The sequence below is a fragment of the Bacillus sp. XT-2 genome, assembly GCF_025696525.1.
GTDB classification, from domain to species: domain Bacteria; phylum Bacillota; class Bacilli; order Bacillales; family Bacillaceae; genus Bacillus; species Bacillus halotolerans.
In genome coordinates, this window is record NZ_JAHVOC010000002.1 from 345543 (window position 1) to 363869 (window position 18327).

The 18327-nt window shown below is 46.5% G+C and carries 15 protein-coding genes and 1 pseudogene; 12 read left to right on the forward strand and 4 right to left on the reverse strand.

The features are described 5' to 3' along the window. Positions 1–3: 3 nt before the first annotated feature. The 3 genes and pseudogenes from albA to sboA all read right to left on the reverse strand — a co-directional run bounded on the left by albA (position 4) and on the right by sboA (position 1616). On the reverse strand, positions 4–1350 hold the full coding sequence (gene albA, locus KXD37_RS07820; RefSeq protein WP_044159802.1) for a subtilosin maturase AlbA: 1347 nt from the start codon (positions 1348–1350) through the stop codon (positions 4–6). Between the two features lie 37 nt (positions 1351–1387). Next, a pseudogene (locus tag KXD37_RS24095) lies at positions 1388–1528 on the reverse strand (bacteriocin biosynthesis protein). Continuing rightward, positions 1485–1616: a subtilosin A gene (gene sboA, locus KXD37_RS07830; protein WP_003222002.1), complete on the reverse strand. Its 132-nt coding sequence runs from the start codon at positions 1614–1616 to the stop codon at positions 1485–1487. The pseudogene KXD37_RS24095 and the gene sboA overlap by 44 nt, the downstream one beginning before the upstream one ends. A 311-nt stretch (positions 1617–1927) precedes the next feature. On the opposite strand from sboA, the gene KXD37_RS07835 reads away from it, so the two are divergent. From KXD37_RS07835 to KXD37_RS07850, 4 genes are all read left to right on the forward strand, one after another. Further along, positions 1928–2356, forward strand: coding sequence for a DUF1934 domain-containing protein (locus KXD37_RS07835; protein ID WP_024123211.1), 429 nt, complete (start codon positions 1928–1930; stop codon positions 2354–2356). Next, positions 2353–4023: an arginine--tRNA ligase gene (gene argS, locus KXD37_RS07840; protein ID WP_254517923.1), complete on the forward strand. Its 1671-nt coding sequence runs from the start codon at positions 2353–2355 to the stop codon at positions 4021–4023. The genes KXD37_RS07835 and argS overlap by 4 nt, the downstream gene beginning before the upstream one ends. A gap of 133 nt (positions 4024–4156) precedes the next feature. Then, entirely contained in the window at positions 4157–5344 is a 1188-nt protein-coding gene (locus tag KXD37_RS07845; RefSeq protein WP_024123209.1) for a nitrate/nitrite transporter, read from the forward strand. 110 nt (positions 5345–5454) lie between these two features. After that, positions 5455–6171 carry a Crp/Fnr family transcriptional regulator gene (locus KXD37_RS07850; RefSeq protein WP_101864901.1) on the forward strand — a complete coding sequence of 239 codons (717 nt, stop codon included), beginning with the start codon at positions 5455–5457 and terminating at the stop codon, positions 6169–6171. 32 nt (positions 6172–6203) lie between these two features. Here the strand turns inward: KXD37_RS07850 and KXD37_RS07855 are convergent, their stop codons facing one another. After that, positions 6204–6923 (reverse strand): YwiC-like family protein, encoded by a 720-nt coding sequence (locus tag KXD37_RS07855; RefSeq protein ID WP_106019729.1) that lies wholly within the window; start codon positions 6921–6923, stop codon positions 6204–6206. A 143-nt stretch (positions 6924–7066) separates the two neighbouring features. Between KXD37_RS07855 and KXD37_RS07860 the strand changes: the two genes are divergently transcribed. The 8 genes from KXD37_RS07860 to KXD37_RS07895 all read left to right on the forward strand — a co-directional run bounded on the left by KXD37_RS07860 (position 7067) and on the right by KXD37_RS07895 (position 18325). Beyond that, complete coding sequence (locus tag KXD37_RS07860) at positions 7067–7543, forward strand: Crp/Fnr family transcriptional regulator (RefSeq protein WP_024123206.1); 477 nt, start codon at positions 7067–7069, stop codon at positions 7541–7543. Positions 7544–7698: 155 nt separating this feature from the next. After that, a complete protein-coding gene (locus KXD37_RS07865) occupies positions 7699–11385 on the forward strand; it encodes a nitrate reductase subunit alpha (RefSeq protein WP_263463464.1) in 3687 nt (1228 codons plus the stop codon). Beyond that, positions 11375–12838, forward strand: a complete 1464-nt coding sequence (gene narH / locus KXD37_RS07870; RefSeq protein WP_254517922.1) for a nitrate reductase subunit beta — start codon at positions 11375–11377, stop codon at positions 12836–12838. The genes KXD37_RS07865 and narH overlap by 11 nt, the downstream gene beginning before the upstream one ends. 25 nt (positions 12839–12863) lie before the next feature. After that, on the forward strand, positions 12864–13418 hold the full coding sequence (gene narJ / locus KXD37_RS07875; RefSeq protein ID WP_263463465.1) for a nitrate reductase molybdenum cofactor assembly chaperone: 555 nt from the start codon (positions 12864–12866) through the stop codon (positions 13416–13418). Then, complete coding sequence (gene narI, locus KXD37_RS07880; protein ID WP_106021908.1) at positions 13415–14107, forward strand: respiratory nitrate reductase subunit gamma; 693 nt, start codon at positions 13415–13417, stop codon at positions 14105–14107. The genes narJ and narI overlap by 4 nt, the downstream gene beginning before the upstream one ends. A gap of 165 nt (positions 14108–14272) precedes the next feature. Further along, positions 14273–14902, forward strand: coding sequence for a YitT family protein (locus KXD37_RS07885; RefSeq protein WP_101864896.1), 630 nt, complete (start codon positions 14273–14275; stop codon positions 14900–14902). 104 nt (positions 14903–15006) lie between these two features. Next, complete coding sequence (gene cls, locus KXD37_RS07890; RefSeq protein ID WP_263463466.1) at positions 15007–16509, forward strand: cardiolipin synthase; 1503 nt, start codon at positions 15007–15009, stop codon at positions 16507–16509. Positions 16510–16597: 88 nt separating this feature from the next. Beyond that, positions 16598–18325 carry an ABC transporter ATP-binding protein gene (locus KXD37_RS07895; RefSeq protein WP_095712801.1) on the forward strand — a complete coding sequence of 576 codons (1728 nt, stop codon included), beginning with the start codon at positions 16598–16600 and terminating at the stop codon, positions 18323–18325. Positions 18326–18327 lie beyond the last annotated feature (2 nt).

The following is an 18327-nucleotide window of genomic DNA, read 5'->3' on the forward strand; positions in this document are numbered from 1 at the left end:
CTCCTAAATAAGCTGGACCACATCTTCTAATTGTTCATTTTTCGCCCAGGAGCAGATGTTTTTTCTGTGGTATTTGTTGGAGTTCAGCCCTTTTAAGTAACAGCCTCCGCAATAGCCGCTGAACGGGCATTTGTCTTTCATGCAATGCTCGCTGAACCGCGGCGCCTGCGCTTTCCACAATTTATGGACAAGAGGGGAGTCAAAGATGCTTTCATATGAATCATGAAATATATTTCCCAATGAAAATTCCTTCGGGAAGAGTGCGCACGGTCGTACTTCTCCGAACGGGCTGATCACAATTGATTTCCAGCCGGCGCCGCAGTTCGCCGCACGTTTTCTTTCATACGGAATGATCGGGATCAAATCTTTAAATTCATCAATGACATTTTGCTCGTACTCCATAAATTTGCGGTGCTGTTCGGCATCTTTCGTCGGATGGACAATATCTCTGCCTCTTCCGAAATCATCAACCCAATTGTAAGAGAACGCTTTCGCCCCGAGATCGCGCACCTTTTGGGCCATATCGTGGATTTCCCACATGTTTTTTTCGAAAACCGACATGGCGACTCTGACAAAAATACCATGATCACTCAACAATTTTATCGTTTTACAGGTTTGGGCAAAAGAGCCTTTTCTCCCTCTAAATGAATCATGCACTTCGGACTGTACGCTATCCAGTGATATGCCGACGATGATTTTTTGCTTATAGGCTTTTAACATCTCCAGGCTTTCTTTTCGCATCAGCGTTCCGTTGGTTAAGACGGCGACTTTTTTGAATTTCTTTAACACATATTCAAGAATCTCATTGGCGTTTGGATGGACGAAAATTTCGCCGCCTGTGATTTCACACGTTAAAACGCCGTTATCATACAGCATATCAGCCGTTTTCTTAAATTGATCAATGGATACGGTGCCGAGCGCTTCCGGCGAGCTTTCTAAATAGCAGTGGGCGCACTTTAAATTGCAGCGGTGCGTCAGCTCAAAGGTGGCATGCAGCGGCATCGGAAATTCATTGCTTCCGCTGGTGGCGATTTTGTGAAAGCGGGCCCGGTTTTCAAGCTGAATGACCTGCTTGTTCAAAAGCATGCTGAGCATGTCATAGTACCAGTCCTTATGGTCTTCCGGCGACTCATCATACTTTGCGCATTGCTCTTCTAAAATCTGTTCAGCCGTTCTTTGACCGTCCATCAGCATACAAAGCTCGTAAGCCGTTTTGTTGAGATCTAAGTATTCAAAATCAGAGATCGAGACGTTATCACGCATGTAGTCAATTTCCAGCACACCGCCCTCAGGCAACTGGTGGACTCTTACACTTTCATTAATAAATGGAAACATCTGCTCTATAAACAAAATACCATCCCCTATACATATGATTCAAATATAAAAATCACTGTGTATGTATAACCAAGATGTAGATTTTAGTTAAAATTTGTATTTTAGTTAAAAAGGGCATAGTAATTTACTATGCCCTTTTCCGGAGAACCTTATCCCCAGAGACCGAATAGACCTGTTGCACCGGCAATTTCAAAATCAGGGATAGGTCCGTCCACTAAACAAGCGGCTCCGATTGAACATGTCGCGCAACCTTTGTTTTCTACAATGACAGCTTTTTTCATAATTGAATCCTCCCTTTTTTTGTTTTTCTAGCAGATCTTTGATGTACTTTTATATTAAAACTATCAAATTACCATTTCAATACATATATTTTGAAGAAAATGTGAATTGTAAACGGTAGAATTCGGAAAAATGTAATATTTCCTAAAGGTAATCAGTGGTATGATTTTCTCTTCTATAAAGGAATTGCTTTTTCTGAGGTTTATCTTCAAATCTGATGAGCAATGATGGTAAGATAGAAGCAGTTGAAGTTTACAAACCGAATGATTATACTATTCAAGTCAAAGTGGAAAGATGAAAAGGACGTGTCAGAATGAAGCAAGAGACACCGATAACAATCCATGTGAAATCTGTGATCGAGGATGACGGAAACGAAGAAGTGATCGAATTCCGCACTACCGGATTTTACTATGTGAAACAGAATAAAGTGTATCTATCTTATTATGAAGAACACGACTTAGGCAAAGTGAAAACGATTGTAAAAGTAAGCGAAGGCGAAGTGCTTGTTATGAGATCAGGCGCTGTCAAAATGAACCAGCGTTTCGTAACTGGAGCTTCCACAATCGCCAAATATAAAATGTCATTTGGTGAGCTTGAGCTGAAAACGAGCACAAAATCGATTCAATCTGATCTCGGCGAAGAACAAGGCCGTATCAGTATCGCATATGATATGCATGTCGGAGACGAGCAGCAGCATTTACATAATATGACGATCACGTATGAGGGAGGAACTCACGCATGAACATTGCGGAACAAATGAAGGACGTGCTGAAAGAAGAAATCAGAGCAGCCGTTCTGAAAGCGGGACTGGCTGAAGAAAGCCAGATTCCAAATGTCATTTTAGAAACACCGAAGGATAAAACACACGGCGATTATTCAACAAATATGGCGATGCAGCTCGCGAGAATCGCGAAAAAAGCGCCGCGCCAAATCGCTGAGGAAATTGTCGCTTCTTTTGATAAAGGAAAGGCTTCTATTGAAAAGCTTGATATCGCCGGTCCTGGTTTTATCAATTTCTATATGAACAATCAATATTTAACGAAGCTGATCCCGTCTGTATTGGAAGCGGGAGACGCGTATGGAGAAACAAACATCGGAAACGGCGAACGCGTTCAAGTGGAATTCGTATCTGCAAATCCGACGGGGGACCTTCACTTAGGCCACGCGCGCGGTGCGGCTGTCGGCGATTCCTTGTGCAATGTGCTTGCAAAAGCGGGTTACGATGTGAGCCGCGAATACTACATTAACGATGCTGGAAACCAGATTAACAACCTGGCGCTTTCTGTAGAAGTCCGTTACTTTGAAGCGCTTGGACTGGAAAAACCGATGCCGGAGGACGGCTACCGCGGTGAGGATATCATTTCAATCGGAAAGCGTCTCGCTGAGGAATACGGCGACCGTTTCGTCAACGAAGAAGAAAGCGAACGCCTCGCATTTTTCCGTGAGTACGGTTTGAAATACGAGCTGGAGAAGCTTCGCGTAGACTTGGAAAACTTCCGCGTGCCGTTTGACGTGTGGTATTCTGAAACATCACTGTACCAAAACGGAAAAATCGATAAGGCGCTGGACGCGCTGCGTGAGAAAGGCCATGTCTATGAGGAAGACGGTGCGACTTGGTTCCGTTCCACAACGTTCGGAGATGACAAAGACCGAGTACTGATCAAAAAGGACGGCACATACACATACCTGCTTCCTGATATCGCCTACCATAAGGACAAGCTTGACCGCGGCTTTGATAAGCTGGTCAACGTATGGGGCGCCGACCACCACGGCTACATCCCGCGTATGAAAGCGGCAATCGAAGCGCTTGGCTATGAAAAAGGAACGTTGGAAGTAGAAATCATTCAGCTCGTGCACCTTTACAAAAACGGCGAGAAAATGAAAATGAGCAAACGGACGGGGAAAGCGGTAACGATGCGCGACCTGATTGACGAAGTTGGCCTGGATGCCGTGCGTTATTTCTTCGCGATGCGCAGCGCTGATACGCATATGGATTTTGACTTGGATCTTGCTGTATCAACATCTAACGAAAACCCTGTGTATTATGCGCAATACGCACATGCCCGCATTTGCAGCATGCTTCGCCAAGGGGAAGAGCGAGGACTTAAGCCGGCGGCAGACCTTGATTTCAGCCCTATTCAATCAGAAAAAGAATATGATCTGCTGAAAACAATCGGCGGCTTCCCAGAGGCAGTGGCGGAAGCGGCGGAAAAACGAATTCCGCACCGTGTGACGAATTATATTTATGACTTGGCTTCAGCTCTGCACAGCTTCTACAATGCGGAGAAAGTCATCGACCCTGAAAACGAAGAGAAAAGCCGCGCGCGCTTAGCTTTAATGAAAGCAACGCAAATCACGCTGAACAACGCGCTTCAATTGATCGGCGTATCGGCTCCTGAAAAAATGTAACCAAGCTGAAAGGACAAAGCCAGAGGGCTTTGTCCTTTTTTGTTAAAAAATCGTGTGATATAGTTCACAATCTTCCTCGCCGAGTTTTTGTATGATAAGGCTGATTATTGAATCAGTGAAAGGGGCAAGCCGAATGATTAACCGTCAACACTTTCAATTATCGCTGCAGTCATTAAGCTTGGTGGCAGGGTTTATGGTTTGGGTGCTGATTTCGTCACTTATTTCCCAAATCACATTAGATATTCATTTGAGCAAAGGCGAAATTTCCTTGGTAACGGCCATACCCGTTATATTAGGATCGCTTCTCCGCATTCCGCTGGGGTATTTGACCAACAGGTTTGGCGCGCGGATCATTTTTATGATCAGCTTTATATTGCTTTTATTCCCTGTATTTTGGATCAGTATTGCAGATTCCCTGTTTGATTTAATCGCGGGCGGTTTTTTCTTAGGGATTGGGGGAGCCGTTTTTTCCATTGGGGTTACATCTCTTCCGAAGTACTATCCTAAAGAAAAACATGGCGTTGTAAACGGTATTTACGGTGCCGGGAATATCGGAACCGCGATCACTACATTTGCAGCTCCCGTGATTGCTCAAGCGGCGGGGTGGAAAAGTACGGTGCAAATGTATATGGCTCTGTTGGCTTTATTTGCTTTGCTGCACTTTTTCTTCGGTGACCGGCATGAGAAGAAAGTGAAGGTGTCCGTAAAGACTCAAATCAAAGCCGTTTACCGAAATCATGTGCTGTGGTTTCTGAGTCTCTTTTATTTTATTACGTTTGGCGCCTTTGTCGCTTTTACAATCTATCTGCCAAACTTTCTTGTTGAGCAGTTTGATCTGAGTCCTGCGGATGCCGGGCTGCGGACGGCAGGTTTTATTGCTGTATCCACGCTGCTCAGGCCGGCGGGCGGGTGGCTGGCTGATAAAGTGAGTCCGCTCCGCATCCTGATGTTTGTCTTTGCCGGCCTGACATTATCGGGCGTCATCCTGTCGTTTTCGCCGACGATCGGCATTTATGCCTTTGGGGCGTTAACGGTTGCGGTGTGCTCCGGGATTGGAAACGGGACGGTTTTTAAACTGGTTCCTTTCTATTTTTCTAAGCAGGCGGGAATCGCCAACGGAGTTGTGTCTGCCATGGGCGGATTAGGCGGCTTTTTCCCTCCGCTGATCCTGGCGAGTGTATTTCAGGCGACGGGACAATACGCCATCGGATTTATGGCGCTTTCGGAAGTCGCGTTAGCAAGCTTTGTCATTGTCATATGGATGTATTGGCAGGAAAGAATGAAAACACACACAGAGAGAAGCGGGCACAGCGTAAACTGACGGGCCGCCGGCGATTGGGGAATTCACGAGATTGTAAGTTTTTTCTGAAAAGCGCAAATGATTTCACGTTACAATAGATACACAACGTGACTTTTCTTCGAGGTGAGCTCATGAACTTTCTCTCTGTTCGAACATCTGATAAGGATCTTATTTCCAGTGATCTTCATCAATTGCTGGAATCCATCAGCACAAAAAGAAAAATCGAAAAACACACATACCTGTTTCGAGAAGGAATGGATGCAGAAGAGCTTTATCTGATTCAGTCAGGACTCATTGAAATCGGGAAGCTTACGGCTGACGGCAAAGACCTGACGCTTAGAATCTGCCAAAAAAATGATATTGTCGGTGAATTAACACTTTTCACAGAAGAACCGAGATATATGCTCAGTGCAAAAGTACTGGAGGATGGCGAAGTGCTCGTCATCAATAAGAGCAGACTTGAAAAGGAACTTATCCACAACGGTGCTTTGACATTTGAATTTATGAAATGGATGAGCACCCATTTGCGCAAAATTCAATCCAAAATCAGAGACCTTCTTCTTCATGGCAAAAAAGGGGCGCTCTACTCCACCCTCATCCGCTTGTCAAACAGCTATGGGGTGAACCGGAGTGACGGTATTCTCATTAACATTGCCCTGACAAACCAGGATTTGGCAAAATTTTGCGCGGCTGCAAGAGAGAGCGTCAACCGCATGCTGGGGGATCTCCGCAAACAAGGGGTTATTTCAATAGAGGATTCCGGAAAGATTGTACTGCATCAGCGGGACTATTTACGGTGTGAGATTGAGTGCGAAAATTGCCCGTTAGAGATTTGTAATATTGATTAAGAGGAAACAAGGACAGCAATATGTCCTTGTTTTTATCTTGTTAGCCAAATACACATGATGGCGAAAAAGAAGCACGCATTGACGATTTCAAGTATGCCGATCGTTTGAACAGGCCACTTCTTTCCGTGAAAAAACCATGCACGCAAACTGCTGGGGATAAAGGCGAGAACGGCCCATCCACCTCCGAGAGCTGCGGAAAGTAAGGGGAGGATCAGGTGATAGCCCCACGACCAGTAAGCAAATACTCTATTATTCTTCTCCCGGATCACCGACTTCACATAAAATGAACTTCCGATAAAAAACAAAGCAGATTGTGCGAAAATAAACCATGCCCAGCCGTCAAGAGTCTCCGTCCCCAGCCAGCAGCTGGCGAGTCCGCCTGTACAAAAGAATAAGACGCCCGCAAAATCATTCAGCAGCGCTCGTTCATTTTTTAGCCGGGCATAATACACATGAATGAGAAACAGCGGCAGCAAAGAAAAGGCAAGCCAGATAAAAGACGGCTTATGGATGACAGCGGCAAGCAAAAAGCTGCAGGCTGGAAAACTGTAAGAAATTATCCACTTTTGATAGGGTTTGATTTGTTTCTTTTTTAATGCCAGCGTAACAGGATAAACAGCCAAATAAAGAAAAAGCCAGCCTAAAAATAGGGGTATATGCCAAAGAACCGCTCCTCCCTTCACCATACCGAGGCAAAACGGAATCAGCAGCATGGCCCAAGCGCCGTGCTGCTTCGGAATAAGCGCCTTCATCGAAACACTCCTTTCTTGTTTCATTATAAAAGCAAAAATACCGCCAATAAGTGACATTCATCATATCATCTGTGAAATACATCACTGCTGTCATGGATCGGCCGGGCTACACTAAAGCTATCCTTAGCACAGGAGGCTTCCCTATGAATCAGTGTGACTATTTATTTTTTTTGAAACAACTTCCTATGTTTAATGAAGTGCCTCTATCCATTGTCGAAACATTGCTGAATAACGGGACGTTTATCCGCGGTTCATGTGATCAGGATCCATCTTTTCTCCATTCTCAATCCATTTATATTGTATTAAAAGGCAGTATTCGTTTTATTGACAGCAGGCTGCCTGAAGGGTCGCAAACCGTGGCGCTGTGGGAAAAAGGCGATGTGTTTCCCATTGATCAAAAAGGCGGGATGTTCTTATCTCCATTCATTTCAGTCCGAACATCCGAAGACATTCTTATGCTCAATATCCCTTTTTACATATTAAAGAAAATCATGTCCTATTATCCGCAGCTGCAGATGAATTTTCTGGTGATGCTCCAGCAAAATGTCTTTTTCTCTTATGAGCTGTTTTTGCGATACATGCATAGATCTCAGGACGAAAACGCTGAGCCCGATTCCTAAAAGGAACCGGGTTTTTTGTTCGGTATTTCCATTCCTTCTTCCTCATGTGAACTTTCTGTGAAAAAAGGGGAGTGTGTGACATAGTTCACAAGGAAACATCCTGCCTCTGTATATAGTGAATTTAGAATACCTGACTCGGAAGGAGTGAAATATTCATGAAAAAAAAGAAAATGAGTCCGTTGTTTAGGAGATTAAACTATTTCTCTCCTATTGAGCATCAATCAAATAAACATAGCCAAACAACCTATGAAGATCGTGATTGGGAGAATGTATACAGAAACAGATGGCAGTACGATAAGGTCGTCCGCTCTACCCACGGTGTCAACTGCACAGGGTCCTGCAGCTGGAATATATACGTGAAAAACGGCATCGTCACGTGGGAGGGTCAAAACTTGAATTATCCGTCAACCGGCCCGGATATGCCTGATTTCGAACCGAGAGGCTGTCCGCGGGGGGCCAGTTTTTCATGGTATATTTACAGCCCGCTCCGTGTGAAATATCCGTACGTGCGCAGTGTGCTGATCAATTTGTGGCGGGAAGCATTGCAGGCTCATCAAAACCCTTTGGAAGCATGGAAATCGATCGTTGAAAATCCGGATAAAGCGAAGTCCTATAAACAGGCGCGGGGAAAGGGCGGCTTTGTGCGCGCTGAATGGCCGGAGGTGCTGAAGCTGATTTCTGCTTCTTTGCTGTATACGGTTATAACATACGGCCCTGACCGGAATATCGGGTTTTCTCCGATTCCGGCTATGTCTATGATCAGCCATGCGTCAGGCTCGCGGTTTATGTCTTTGATTGGCGGCCCTATGCTCAGTTTCTATGATTGGTATGCGGATCTTCCCCCGGCATCCCCGCAAATCTGGGGCGACCAGACAGACGTCCCGGAAAGCAGTGATTGGTACAACTCAGGCTATATCATCACATGGGGCTCCAATGTGCCGTTAACGAGGACGCCGGATGCGCATTTTTTGGCAGAAGCCCGCTATAAAGGCGCTAAGGTCATCTCAATCAGCCCGGATTTCGCGGAATCCTCTAAATTTGCAGATGACTGGCTGAGCATCCGCCAAGGAACAGACGGCGCGCTTGCGATGGCGATGGGTCATGTGATCCTGCAGGAGTTTTACGTTAATCAGAAGACAGAGCGTTTCATAGAGTATGCAAAGCAATATACGGATTTCCCGTTCTTTGTCACTCTAACTAAAGAGGATGGCGTGTATACGGCCGGGCGTTTTCTTCATGCAAAGGACATCGGGCGGCAGACGGAGCATGATCAGTGGAAGCCTGCGGTGTGGAATGAACGTACAAGCGCATTCGCGATCCCGCAAGGAACAATAGGCTCCCGCTGGGACGGCCAAAAGAAATGGAACCTGCACATGATAGATGAAGAAACAGGCGAATCGATTGAACCCCGGCTTTCGGTGCTCGGCATAGAGGACGAAATCGGCACGGTTCGAATCCCTTATTTCTCAAATGAGGGGAACAGAGTGCTTGAGCGAGATCTGCCTATAAAAAAACTGGCGCTGGACAATGAGGATGTGTATGTCACAACCGTATTTGACTTGATTTTGGCTAACTACGGCGTGAATCGGGGGATCGGGGCAAAATCAGCCTGCTCGTATGACGATCCTGAGCCGTTTACGCCAGCCTGGCAGGAGCAGGTGACAGGGATCAAAAAAGAGATGGTCATTAACATTGCCAGGGAATTTGCTCAAAATGCGATCGATACAGAGGGCCGGTCCATGATTATCGTAGGAGCGGGGATCAACCACTGGTTCAACTCAGACACGATCTACCGGGCGGTGTTAAATCTTGTTTTACTGGTAGGCGCCCAAGGCGTAAACGGCGGAGGCTGGGCTCATTATGTGGGACAGGAAAAACTCCGTCCTGCTGAAGGCTGGCAGACGATCGCCAACGCTAAGGATTGGGAGGGGGCGCCAAAGCTGCAAAACGGCACTTCCTTTTTCTATTTTGCGACTGACCAGTGGCGCTACGAGGATCAGCCGGTCAGTGACTTAGCATCTCCGATCGCGGCATCCTCCCGCTACAAGCATCACGCCGACTACAATGTGCTGGCGGCAAGACTCGGGTGGCTTCCGTCTTATCCGACATTTGATAAAAACGGAATTGACCTGTACAAAGAAGCTGAAAAAGCGGGAGCGAAGACAACAAAAGACGTTGCTGACTATGTGGCCCGCCAGCTTCAAGAGAAAAAACTGAAATTTGCCATTGAAGATCCTGACAATGAAGCGAATTTTCCGAGAAACCTGTTCGTGTGGAGGGCGAATCTGATCTCCAGTTCGGGAAAAGGGCATGAATATTTTCTCAAGCATCTCTTGGGAACGACGAACGGCTTGATGAATGACGCCAGCGACAGTATCCGTCCTGAAGAAATCAAGTGGCGCGAGCAGGCACCGGAAGGAAAGCTCGATTTGTTAATCAATCTCGATTTCCGAATGGCCGGTACCGCCTTGTATTCCGATATCGTGCTTCCGGCGGCGACATGGTATGAAAAACACGATCTCAGCAGCACTGATATGCATCCGTTTATCCACCCCTTTGCCCCGGCTATTTCGGCTCCTTGGGAATCGAAGTCGGACTGGGATATTTTCAAGGCTTTATCAAAAGCCGTCTCCAATCTCGCGGAAGAAGTTGATATGAAGCCGGTAAAAGAAGCTGTCGCCGCACCGCTCCTCCATGACACGATGCAGGAAATGGCGCAGCCTCTCGGAAAAATCAAGGACTGGAGCAAAGGCGAATGCGAAGCCGTCCCGGGGAAAACAATGCCGAACATTCAAGTCGTTGAAAGGGACTACAAACAAATCTTTCATAAAATGACCGCGCTCGGCCCAAACGCCGCCTTAAAACCAAGCGGAACAAAAGGCATGAGCTGGTCGATTGCCGATGAATACGAATCACTCAAAAAAAGGCTGGGAGAAGTCACCACAGACAGTGTCGCAAAGGGATGTCCGAATATAAGCGAGGCCAAGCAGGCGGCAGAAGCCGTTTTAACCCTTTCGTCCACGTCGAATGGAAAAGTTGCCGTAAAAGCATGGGAATCGCTTGAAGACATCACGAATCTGAAGCTGAAAGATCTGGCTGAAGAGCGGGAGGAAGAATGCTTTACGTTCGAACAAATCACGGCTCAGCCCAAAACGGTGATCACATCTCCGGCATTTACAGGCTCGGAAAAAGGCGGGCGCAGGTATTCGCCGTTTACGACAAATGTGGAAAAATTAATCCCTTGGCGTACGCTGACAGGCAGACAATCCTATTATGTCGATCATGAGCTGATGATGGAGTTCGGGGAAACGATGGCGACCTTTAAACCGATCCTCCAGCATCGCCCTTTCTTAAGCAAACGGCCAGATCAAGAGGGCAAAGAAATCGTTCTCAATTATTTAACGCCGCATAATAAATGGTCCGTGCACAGCATGTATTTTGATTCCCTGCCGATGCTTACGCTATTCCGCGGCGGGCCGACAGTATGGATGAATAAAGATGATGCGGCAGATACGGATATCAAAGACAACGATTGGATTGAATGCTTTAACCGAAATGGTGTTGTCGTAGCCAGAGCGGTTCTGTCTCACCGGATACCAAAAGGAATGGCGTTTATGCACCATGCCCAAGACCGCCACATCAACGTGCCCGGCACAAAACTGACCAATAACCGCGGAGGCACCCATAACAGTCCGACAAGGATTCACGTTAAGCCGACACAGATGATCGGCGGCTATGCCCAGCTCAGCTACGGCTTTAACTACTATGGCCCTACGGGGAATCAGCGCGATCTGAATGTGGTCATCCGCAAGCTGAAGGAGGTCGATTGGCTTGAAGATTAAAGCGCAAATCGGAATGGTCATGAACTTAGATAAATGCATCGGCTGCCACACGTGCAGCGTGACCTGCAAAAACACATGGACAAACCGTTCCGGTGCCGAATATATGTATTTCAATAATGTAGAAACAAAGCCAGGTATCGGCTATCCGAAGCAATGGGAGGATCAGGACAAATATAAAGGCGGCTGGACCTTAAAAAAAGGAAAGCTCGAGCTGAAATCAGGCCCGAAAACCAACCGTCTTGCAAATCTTTTCTATAATCCGAATCAGCCAACCATTGATGATTACTACGAGCCTTGGAACTATGATTATGAAACGCTGACTAACAGTCCGCAGAAAAAACATCAGCCCGTAGCGCGGCCAAAATCGTCGCTGACAGGAGATTTTATGAATATTGAGTGGGGGCCAAACTGGGAGGATGATCTGGCGGGCGGACATATTACGGGACTTGAAGATCCGAATGTTCAAAAGATGGAGGAGTCTATCAAAACAGAATTCGATGAAGTTTTTATGATGTATCTTCCGCGCATCTGTGAACACTGCATCAACCCGGCATGTGTCTCGTCCTGCCCGTCCGGCGCCATGTATAAACGCGAGGAAGACGGCATTGTGCTCGTGGATCAAAATGCCTGCCGTTCATGGAGATACTGTGTTTCATCCTGTCCTTATAAAAAAGTCTATTTTAACTGGCAAACGAACAAAGCGGAAAAATGCACACTCTGCTTTCCGCGTTTGGAGGCGGGACTGCCGACCATTTGCTCTGAAACATGTGTAGGGAGAATCCGTTATTTGGGCGTCATGCTGTATGACGCGGATAAGGTGGAGGAAGCGGCATCTGCAGAAAATGAAAAGGATCTCTATCATTCTCAATTAGAAGTGTTTCTTGATCCGAATGATCCCGAGGTTGCTAAACAAGCAAAAGAACAGGGCATCCCGACAGAATGGATAGAGGCTGCACAGCAATCGCCCATTTATAAGATGATCATCGACTGGAAAATTGCCCTGCCGCTTCATCCGGAGTATCGGACATTGCCGATGGTTTGGTACATTCCTCCTTTGAGTCCGATCATGAATCTCTTTGAAGGAGAGGGAAGCCGGCAAACAGCGGAAGACATTTTTCCGGCTATCGACCAAATGAGGATTCCGATTGACTATTTGGCGCAGCTATTAACGGCCGGTGATACAGATCATATTCGGTCCACATTAAAGAAAATGTCTGTCATGCGCCAGTATATGAGGGCGGTCCAGACGAATAAATCCATCGACTCGGCACTGATCTCCAGTGTCGGCTTAACAGAACAGCAAATTGAAGACATGTATCGGCTGCTTGCGATCGCCAAATACGATGACCGATTTGTGATTCCGAGCAGCCACCGTGAAGACATTTCTGATTTATACGCTGAACAAGGGAGCTGCGGCTTATCATTTTCAGGCGGTCCCGGCTCTTGTATATAACCAAAGAAAAATGAGGTGTAACACGATGAACACCACAGACCGGCAAATCACATTCTCGGCTCTTTCTTATCTTCTTTCGTATCCGGATGAAGAGTGGAGAGCGGAACATCCCGAATGGGAAGATCTGATCAATGAAATCGAAAATCAGCATAGCCGGGAGAAACTGCTTCACTTTGTAAAGTCATCAGCATGTTTTTCCCAGCAGGCCCTGATTGAACATTATGTATACACTTTTGACTTCGGGAAAAAAACGAATATGTATGTCACCTACTTTAACTCAGGCGAGCAAAGGGAACGCGGCATTGAATTGCTGCAGTTAAAGAACACATATGAGCAATCCGGCTTCCTCCCGACAGACAAAGAGCTTCCCGATTACCTGCCGCTTATGCTGGAATTCGCCGCCATTGCGGAGATGAAGGAAGCCAAGAGCATATTTGAGAAGTATCTGTCTAATTTGCGGGAGCTGACATCCCGTTTAGATCAAAACCAAAGTTTATATGCCGTACTGCTGGATGCACTGCTTACCGCGCTTGAGGAAATCGGCTTGTGTGAAAGCAGCGAAGGAGCTGTTCGGACATGAGCGGGCAGATCCTGTGGGTCATCATGCCGTATATGGTATGGACGATATTTATCGGCGGGCATATTTACCGCTATCAGCACGACCAGTTTGGCTGGACCGCCAAATCAAGCGAACTGTTAGAAAAGAAAAAGCTTGCGGCGGGCAGCACGCTCTTTCATTGGGGGATGCTGTTTGTTATCGGCGGACACGTTATGGGCATTCTCATCCCCGAAGGTGTGTATCGTGCAATCGGCATCACAGAACACGTTTATCACAAAATGGCGATTGGCGTCGGCTTGCCGGCGGGAATTGCTGCAGTAATTGGACTTTTCATCCTGACATACAGAAGGCTGTTTGACAAAAGGATCCGCAAAACCAGCTCGCCCTCCGATTTTCTCACGCTGTTTTTGCTGCTGTTTGTGATGGTCTCGGGCGTTGCAGCCACATTTCTCAACGTTGATTCGAAAGGATTCGATTACCGGACAACAGTCGGGCCGTGGTTCAGGCAGATCTTTTTGTTGAGGCCGGACGCTTCTTTAATGGAGAGTGTTCCGCTATGGTTTAAGCTTCATATTCTCATGGGATACGTCATTTTTATCATGTGGCCATTTACGAGATTGGTTCACGTGTTCAGCCTGCCGCTCAAATACCTGACCCGCAGCTATGTCGTATATCGCAAGCGTTCGAAACGACACATACAGCATCCGTAAAAACATCCCCCTTTGCCAAAAAGGGGGATTTCTCATCTTCTCTTCACATTATAGGAAAAAATAAAAACCTAAGATATTTTCTTACAAGACAATTGCTTGGCGGCAAGGAATACTGATATTTTTGTATTTGGAAATAACAATATGTTCGAAAAAGGAGAGTGAAGAATGAAACGGATGTTCCTCATTTTAACTGCCTGCCTCATCACTAGCGCCGGGGTTCTGACTCTCAGACATTCTCATGTATTAACCGGCGGCACAGCCGGCCTTTCTCTAAGCCTGACGTACGTGTTTCATTCCTCGTTTGCTATTATCTTCTTTCTGATTAATATCCCGTTTTATGTCTTTTCTTTTATCAGAATGGGTGCCAGCTTCACTTTATCCACGTTATTTGCAGTAACAGCACTGACTCTTTTTACAAGCGCTGATCACTGGCTTCCGCCCGTCTCTTTTTCCCCGTTTGCCGGCGCGATTTGCGGCGGAGCATTGATCGGGTTCGGCCTGTCGCTCATGTTTTATCATCAGGCATCCCTTGGCGGCGCCAATATTCTCGCTTTATTTATGCAAAAGCGATACGGGTGGAATCCGGGAACGGTTAATTTCGCCTTCGATTTCGCCGTTGTGCTGGCCGGCATTTTTTCCGTCGGTTTGCAAAAAGGCCTCTGCTCCATCCTGTCCATTGCCATCACGGGATTGGCTGTCGGCTTCTTTAAGCATAAAATCAAAAGCAGCTACTCGCTGAAGCCAGATTTGCTCAAGAACTTTACTTCCGGCCAATCACAGGAAGCCTCCTCGTAAGCCTTTCCGCCCCGTGCGCGGAGAGGCTTTTTTCATAGAAAGGTTTAAAGGTTAGAAATAAGAGGAAATACGAAGGTAATCGGATCGGATTGGAGAGGAGACAAATGCTGAAAAGGAGACTGGAGTTTTTCTTTTTATATATCATGCTCATCGGGGCATACGTCATATGGGTTTTTCCGGTTTCCAGGCTTGAGTTTTACGGAGGATTGCTTTGCTATGCCGGCATTATTTTGTTCAGCATTTATTCGTTAATCCTTGAAAATCGAACGTCACAGCACACGCTGTTATGGATACATATTCTAGTCTTTTTTCCGATCGCGGGCTACATGTTTTATCTGTTTTCCGGACAGCTGTATGTAAAAGGAAAGCTGTTTAAAACAAAACGAATGTACAACAGGGAGAAGCTTCGAAAGCAGTTTGACATGGAGGAAACGCCTGAAGTGACCGGATTGAAGGACAATCAAGAAAGGTTTTTTACCTATTCCATCAGGGCTTCACATATGAATATCAACACGAAAAGCAGGGTGAAGGTTTTGAAAAACGGGGAAGAAACCTTTCCTGATATTTTCAAAGCAATGCGGAAAGCGGAATCTTATCTGCATATCGAATACTACATGTTCAAATCGGACATGCTTGGGCGCGGCATGATGGAGATTATGATGGAAAAGGCGCGTCAGGGTGTCGAGGTGCGGTTTTTATATGACGCTGCGGGCAGCATCAAATTGGCAGGAAGAGATATTATGAAAATGAAAAAAGCGGGCGTGGACATCGTTCCTTTTTCTCCGCTGAAATACGGGTTCTTCAATCAGAAATTGAATTTTCGAAATCACCGTAAAATCGTGATCATAGACGGGAAAGTCGGTTTTGTCGGCGGATTGAATGTCGGGAAGGAATATATCAGCCGAGACCCGATTATCGGTTTTTGGAGAGACACTCATCTGCGGCTGGAAGGAGAAATTGTGCAAACGCTTCACGCCATCTTTATGCTGGATTGGGAATATGTCTCTAATGAAGTGTTAATTGATCAAAAAGACTACAATACGCCAGTCCCCGTGGAGGGAGGAGGCATTTATCAAATTGTCGCGACAGGGCCTGACATGAAGGAAAGCATGAGTGACCTCTACTATGAAATGATTTCTACAGCGCAGAAATCTGTGTGGATCGCCACGCCTTATTTTGTCCCGAATGAATCCATCCGCACGGCTTTGAAAGCCGCCGCGACAAAAGGGGTTCAGGTGCGGATTATGGTGCCGGAGACGAATGACAGCTTTTTAACGCAATACGCGTCGAGATCGTATTTCCCTGAGCTGCTTCTAGAAGGGATTGAGGTGTATTCCTATCAAAAAGGCTTCATGCACCAAAAAGTGATAATCATTGACGGCGATCTCGCCTCAGTCGGAACCGCAAACATGGATATGCGCAGCTTTCAGCTCAATTTTGAAGTGAACGTTTTTTTCACGGATGCCGAAGCGATCCGCACCTTGGAAGACCATTTCGAAGAGGATATGCTGGAAAGTGAGAAGCTTAGCCCTGTCGGCTTTTATAAAAGAGGAATGGCCGACCGGACAAAGGAATCAGTTGCCCGTCTCTTTTCAAGTGTTCTGTAAGAAAAAAGAAATACTGTCTTTCAAAACAGCCAGTGTATAGTATAATTGAGAAATCTTATCAGTTATTAATGCATTGGGGGAAGATAGGGTGCTGCGGCAATTTTTTGCGTATTATAAACCATATAAAACATTGTTCTTTCTCGACTTTTTCTCGGCGATCGCAGGAGGCTTAATGGAGCTGAGTTTTCCTTTAATCGTCAATTATTTTATTGATACCTTGCTTCCGGGGAGAGACTGGGGCCTGATCATCGCGACCTCAATCGGATTGTTCGCGGTTTACGCGCTCAGCTCGGCTCTTCAATATGTCGTCACGTATTGGGGGCATATGCTCGGAATCAATATTGAAACCGATATGAGAAAGTCGCTATTTGACCATCTGCAAAAGCTGTCCTTCAAATTTTACGACAACAACAAGACGGGAACGTTAATGTCGAAGCTGACGAACGACTTAATGTACATCGGCGAAGTCGCCCATCACGGTCCAGAAGATTTGTTCATCGCCATTATGACGATTCTCGGGGCGTTCGGGGTTATGCTGTTTATCAACTGGCAGCTGGCATTGCTGACGTTTATTATCATGCCGATTGTCATTTGGCTTGCGCTTTACTTCAACAAAAAAATGACCAAAGCGTTTACGACGCTGAACAAGGATATCGGAGACTTCAGTGCGCGGGTAGAAAATAATATCGGCGGCATCCGGCTCGTTCAGGCGTTCGGCAATGAATCGTTTGAAAAAGAGCGCTTTGCTGTCAACAATCAGCGATTCCGCATCACTAAGCTGTCGTCATATAAAATCATGGCGAAAAACGGCTCCATCAGCTATATGCTGACACGGTTTGTTACGCTGTTTGTCCTCTTGTGCGGTACGTGGTTTGTCATCCGAGGCTCCTTGTCATACGGAGAATTTGTGGCGTTTGTGCTATTAACGAATGTCCTGTTTCGGCCGATTGACAAAATTAACGCCATTATTGAAATGTATCCGCGGGGAATTGCCGGCTTTAAAAGCTACATGGAACTGATGGAGACGGAGCCGGATATTCAGGATTCTCCTGAGGCGAGAGACGTTTCCGGACTGAAAGGTGATATCCGCTATCAGCATGTTTCGTTTGGCTATGATGAGAATCAACATGTCCTTCATGACATTAACCTGACCATTCGGGCGGGGGAAACGGTAGCGTTTGTCGGTCCGTCCGGAGCGGGGAAATCAACACTTTGCAGTCTGCTTCCGCGCTTTTATGAAGCGTCAGAAGGCGACATTACCATTGACGGCATCAGCACTAAAGACATGACGCTGTCTTCCTTGCGCGGGCAGATTGGCGTTGTGCAGCAGGATGTTTTCTTATTCTCGGGCACACTGAGAGAGAATATTGCATATGGCCGTTTGGATGCATCGGAAGAGGAAATCTGGCAGGCTGTGAAGCAGGCTCACTTGGAAGAACTCGTCAATAACATGCCGGATGGATTGGACACTGTCATCGGAGAACGCGGCGTAAAACTTTCCGGCGGGCAAAAGCAGCGCCTTTCAATTGCGAGGATGTTCTTGAAAAATCCATCTATCCTGATTCTGGACGAGGCAACTTCCGCCCTTGATACGGAAACAGAAGCGGCGATCCAAAAGGCGCTTCAAGAATTGTCGGAGGGGCGCACGACGCTGGTGATCGCCCACAGACTGGCGACGATCAAACACGCGGACAGAATTGTCGTCGTGACAAAAAACGGTATCGAGGAACAAGGGCGGCATCAGGAACTGATCGAAGCCGGCGGTATTTACAGCAGACTGCATCATGCACAGTTCGGAGAGATGGTGCAGCAATAGGA